Raw genomic sequence first — 4,229 nt, 5'->3', positions numbered from 1 at the left:
ATGGCGCTACTTCGCGCCACATACGTCGGCGTAGACACATGGCCGAGACGTTTGCTTGATGCGGCAATGTGCAGCGTGTTTGCTTTCTTCCTGCAGCCGACGCTCCAGATTCTTGGCTCTGCCCTGAACTGGAATATCAACGATGACGTAACGCGCGTTGCGGCTGTGTTCCTTGGTTTTCTCGGCGTGGACTGGCTTTCGTCCAAGCTGCGCAAATTCATTGATAAGCGTATAGGGGATGACAATGCTGACGCCCACTAATTTCCAGCGCGCAACTGGCGTATCTGATGCGCTGCGCGACAAGTGGTTTCCCCGCATAGCTGCCAGCATGAGCTCATTCGGCATCAATACCCCATTACGTCAGGCGCACTTTCTGGCGCAGGTGGGGCATGAGTCTGCCGGATTCACGAAAGTGGAAGAGGGGCTGAATTATCGATACGGCGTTCTGCTGGCGATGTTTGGTAACAGAATCAGCCAGGATGCCGCCTTCAAATATGGGCGAGTCGATGCCGGTCCAGACGCGCACCCTGCAAATCAGAAGATGATTGCAAACATCATTTATGCCAACAGAAACGGCAATGGTGATGTTGCTTCCGGGGATGGTTATCGCTATCGCGGACGTGGGCTGATTCAGATTACCGGCAAGGCGAACTACAAAGCTATTGCCGGGCAGCTAAGCGCTGATGTCGTGGCAAACCCTGACCTGCTGACTGAAAACCTTCAGGCGGCGATGTCAGCAGCTGCATGGTGGAAGAATCACGGCTTAAACGAACTGGCAGACCTTGATGATGTTACCCGCATCACCAAAGTCATTAACGGTGGCACTAACGGTCTGGAAGACAGGAAATCCCGCTTACTAAAAGCTAAGGGGATTCTATGTTCAACGTAATCGGCTTTATCCGAAACTATTCGCACGTAATCATCATTGGTCTCATCTGCATTTGCCTCTGGGGGCTGAATGCCCGCAACTCACAGCTGACGGCTACCAACGAGCGGCTGGAGCAACTGGCAAACAGCAAAGACAGCCAGATAAACGATCTGCGCTCCAAGAACGACGACTTAGCCGCCAGCGTGAATGACCTGGTGAAGGCGGTCAATCAGCAAAACGAGGTGATGAGTCAGGTTGCAGAGCAGCGCGCCCTAACAGCAGACCAGAACCGGAAACTTCAGAATGAAATTAAGCAATACCTTGCGGCTGATAAAAACGCTGCCGCTCCTGTACCTCCTGATGCTGTTAAGCGGTTGCGAGACGCCGCGAAGTCAGCCAGTGGAGTACAGAACGATTAAGCAGACCCGGTTAAATCTGCCAGCGGACCTGACCAGCCCGATAAAGGCACCGGAACCCGCTAGCGCAATGAGCTATGGCGACTCGGTTGAATTGAACGTTGCGCTGTATGGCGTGGTTGAACAGTGCAATGTCGATCGCGCAGCAATCCGAAAGATACAGGCTGGTTCAGATTGATGCTCTGGACGGGATGGCAAAGGTTCAGATACTGGTGCAGTGAGATTGGTTTCGTTGACGCGTACTACAAGCTGAAGAAAGAATCCTCCGACAAGGGATAACGGTTAGCCACGCTGTGAAGCGTCGCGAAACTGGCTTACAATGCTGAAAACTCCAATCAGGAATGATTTATGAACAGCATGCTTAAATTGCGGATGTCAGCGCCAGATGTAAAAGTCACCGAGTTTTTACAAGAGAACAATAAGCAAGCAGTGCTCGACGCGCTGGAACGAGCGCACTTCCTGATAAGTAATGGCGATGCCAGCTATGAAACAAGCTCAACTATGGATTCTGTTGAGATCGTCATAATCCCAAGTGGAGAGTGATCATCAAGCCGCGCTTTGATGCACATCTTGCTGTGAGATAAAATCGCTTCACCCGGATTAATCCTAGCGCTATGTTGTGCTCTGACGACACACATGGATAGCGAGGCCAAATGAAGTATCTCATTCAAACGTTCATTGCTAAGAATGGTGATGGCGATTTAATCAAGTACGAAATTTATTCCAAGAGCAGAAAGCTGGATTATTACGATAAGGTGCCCGAAGGAAGTTGCCGGGTAATTTCTTATCAGCTCAGTGGGGATTCAATCAGCGTGCTGAATGAAGATGTCGATGTAAATGGACTATTCGAAGCGAATAGACCGAAGCCAAACACATGGTATTCAGATGGCCCTCATCGAGTGAATCTTGAAATGTTAATTGAATATTTAACTAAGAACACCTAACCGCCTAACGGCGGTTTTATTTTGTGCTGAAAACTGCGTTCACTGAGTTCAACTTTCAGCATAAACACAATGAATTATCGGTTGGCGATATCGCCATTGCCGAGGGTTATATCTATCTGACCAGCAGGAAATGCTAAATGGAAGTAGTGATTAACGGTGTTCCATACGCACCAGTATCTGATCGCGCTTCAAATATCGGCATAGCAATCAGCACCCATAACCGCCATGACGTTTTAGCCCGCGCTATTGAGCATCAGCTTAAATATCTCCCAGCCGGTGCGCTGGTGGTTGTCGTTGATGACGGGTCATCCAATCCAGTTGCTGTTCCCGATGGTGTGAAATCCATTCGCAGTGACATGTCACGCGGTATCGTTGCAGCGAAGAATGCCAGCTTAGAAGCACTGATAAATGCTGGGTGTGAGCATCTGTTTTTGTGGGACGATGACGCATGGCCTATCGCTGGTGGATGGGAGCAGCCATACATCGAATCACCTGAGCCGCATCTTGCTTATCAGTTTCAGGACTTCGCAACCGGCAAGAAGCTGAATGATATTGCCGAGCTTTACCGTGACGGTAAGCATGTCGCTTATACCGGCCAGCGCGGCGTGATGCTGTATTACCACCGCAGCGCGATTGAAAAAGTTGGTGGCTTCGACTCCATTTATGAACGTGGCATGTATGAGCACTCCGATCTGGCGCTGCGCATCCACAATGCTGGGCTAACGAGTTGGGCGTTTGCTGATGTGGTCGGTTCGGAAAAGCTGATTTATTCGCTTGATGAGCATGAGGCGGTAGAGCGTTCGGTTCCAAAGCCTGACCGCGAGGCGCAGGTTAAACGTAACGTCACTATTCATAACAAACGCCGCGATGATGGTTACACAGGGTATGCGGAGTACCGGCAGAAGGATAACGTTGTGATTACTACGTTTCTGACAAGCCAGCCTGACCCGCAGCGCGGTACCAAAATGACTGCATCACCTGAGTTGCTGGATAAGTGGACATCGTCAGTTAAAGGCAACCATGCGGTTGTGCTGACCGACTCCATCAGTTCAGTGCATGTTGGTGTAAGTACTGTGGCCGTTTCTGACGTGAAGATGAACGTTTATTTCCGGCGCTGGCTGCATATCTGGCAACACCTTCGCGATCACCCTGAATATCACTTCGTATGGTGCACTGATGGCACAGACGTTGAGATGCTGCGTGAGCCGTGGACAGAGATGGAGCAGGGCAATATTTACGTTGGCTCCGAGCCAAAAACATACGCTGATGCGTGGGCTAAGCAGAACCATCCCGAAACAATTTATCAGTCGTTCCTCGCTGATCATCAACATGATGTGATGCTCAATGCTGGCTTGCTCGGTGGCTCACGCGCTGACGTGATGGCTATTGCTCATGGCATTGTCCGTTTGTATTACCAGATTGAATCGCTGCGCTTCTGGCAGAAAGAGAAAGCCGCTGCTGCCGTGGGTGACATGATCGCCTTTGGCATTGTCGCGCATCGATACGCTGACAGGCTGGTGACTGGACCTCGCGTTCACACAGTCTTTAAGACGGATGGCATCGGTAAGGAGTTTGCATGGTGGAAACACAAGTAAAGTTTGCCATCGTGGCACACGAGTCGCGCTTAGATATGGCAGTAGCACTTGCCGCTGGCCTTCCTAATTATCAAATCTTTGTTGATCGCGAATCGAAGGGTGCCAACGCCAATCATCTGCGCGCATTACGCTGGGCATCCACGCAGGATTGCCGGGTTGTGATTATGGAAGATGATGCGCTGCCTGTGTCGGGCTTCACTGACAAAGTGACTGACTGGCTGACGCGATTCCCTGATGAACTGGTCAGCTTCTATCTTGGCACCGGCAGGCCACCGCAGTATCAAAAAGAGATTGCTGGCTTGCTGGTGCATGCTGACCGCACTCACGGTGATTACATCTCACTTAGTAAACTAATTCATGGTGTTTGCTATAGCCCGCCGAGAGACAAACTCCAGCAGGTCGTAAG

Annotated in this window: 7 protein-coding genes; all 7 read left to right on the top strand. The window is 50.6% G+C overall.

Translation table 11 applies throughout. The features are described from left to right. On the top strand, positions 1–261 hold a 261-nt coding region (locus RTY00_RS04810; protein WP_312663609.1), incomplete at its 5' end, for a phage holin family protein. Beyond that, on the top strand, positions 245–889 hold the full coding sequence (locus tag RTY00_RS04805; protein ID WP_312663607.1) for a glycoside hydrolase family 19 protein: 645 nt from the start codon (positions 245–247) through the stop codon (positions 887–889). The genes RTY00_RS04810 and RTY00_RS04805, both read left to right, overlap by 17 nt. Continuing rightward, entirely contained in the window at positions 877–1,287 is a 411-nt protein-coding gene (locus RTY00_RS04800; protein WP_312663606.1) for an Rz lytic protein, read from the top strand. The genes RTY00_RS04805 and RTY00_RS04800 overlap by 13 nt, the downstream gene beginning before the upstream one ends. 345 nt (positions 1,288–1,632) lie before the next feature. Continuing rightward, positions 1,633–1,827, top strand: a complete 195-nt coding sequence (locus RTY00_RS04795) for a hypothetical protein (protein WP_312663605.1) — start codon at positions 1,633–1,635, stop codon at positions 1,825–1,827. Between the two features lie 110 nt (positions 1,828–1,937). Next, positions 1,938–2,228, top strand: coding sequence for a hypothetical protein (locus RTY00_RS04790; protein ID WP_312663604.1), 291 nt, complete (start codon positions 1,938–1,940; stop codon positions 2,226–2,228). A gap of 137 nt (positions 2,229–2,365) precedes the next feature. Then, positions 2,366–3,823, top strand: a complete 1,458-nt coding sequence (locus RTY00_RS04785; protein ID WP_312663603.1) for a glycosyltransferase family 2 protein — start codon at positions 2,366–2,368, stop codon at positions 3,821–3,823. Beyond that, on the top strand, positions 3,805–4,229 hold a 425-nt coding region (locus RTY00_RS04780), incomplete at its 3' end, for a hypothetical protein (RefSeq protein WP_312663602.1). The genes RTY00_RS04785 and RTY00_RS04780, both read left to right, overlap by 19 nt.

This window comes from Pantoea sp. CTOTU49201, assembly GCF_032054795.1.
Lineage (GTDB): Bacteria > Pseudomonadota > Gammaproteobacteria > Enterobacterales > Enterobacteriaceae > Pantoea > Pantoea symbiotica.
This window is presented reverse-complemented; position numbering and strand designations above follow the sequence as displayed.